Raw genomic sequence first — 660 nt, 5'->3', positions numbered from 1 at the left:
GACGTGGATGACGTGATCCAGGAGACCTACGCCAACCTGGCGGCGCTGGCGGACGTGCCCCACGCCCGCCAGCCGCGCGCCTACGTGTATTCGGTGGCGCAGTCGGTGGTGCTGCAGCAGCTGCGCCGCGCGCAGGTGGTGTCGATCGAGGCGGTGGCGGAGATCGAGCGGGTGGCCGCCAGCGGCGAGGAAGCGTGCCCGGAGCGGGCCGCGTCCTCGCGCCAGGAACTGGCCCGCATCGGCGCACTGATCGACAGCCTGCCGGACAAGTGCCGGCAGGCCTTCGTCCTGCGCCGGGTCGAGGGCTACTCGCAGCGCGAGATCGCCCAGCGCATGCAGATCAGCGAGAACACCGTGGAGAAACACATCTGCAAGGGAATCCGGGTACTGATGGATTCGATGAAGCGCGACGGAAAGGACGTGGAAGAGGGCAGGGACAGGCTCGGAGCCGGAGGAGCGAGACATGCGCGCACGCGATGAACGCAGCATCGACGATATCGCCGCGGCCTGGGTCGCGCGCGAGGACCGCGCCGCGCTGACCGTCGGGGAGGCCGGCGCGCGCGATGCCTGGTTGCAGGCCGACGTGCGCCACTTCGGCGCCTATGCGCGGGCCCACGCCGTGCTGGCGCGCACCGACCGGGCGCGGGCGCTGTCCAGCGG

At 71.4% G+C, this 660-nt stretch carries 1 protein-coding gene and 1 pseudogene; both read left to right on the top strand.

Annotated features, from left to right (window positions below; all coding sequences use genetic code 11):
- The coding region (locus QMX80_RS19235; RefSeq protein WP_282278776.1) for a sigma-70 family RNA polymerase sigma factor at positions 1-480 on the top strand (480 nt) is incomplete at its 5' end.
- A pseudogene (locus tag QMX80_RS19230) lies at positions 464-660 on the top strand (Fe2+-dicitrate sensor, membrane component); the annotation flags it as partial. The gene QMX80_RS19235 and the pseudogene QMX80_RS19230, both read left to right, overlap by 17 nt.

Source organism: Stenotrophomonas sp. PS02297, assembly GCF_029959705.1.
GTDB lineage: Bacteria > Pseudomonadota > Gammaproteobacteria > Xanthomonadales > Xanthomonadaceae > Stenotrophomonas > Stenotrophomonas nitritireducens.
The sequence above is the reverse complement of the archived record's forward strand: the minus strand, read 5'-3'. Positions and strand labels throughout refer to the sequence as shown.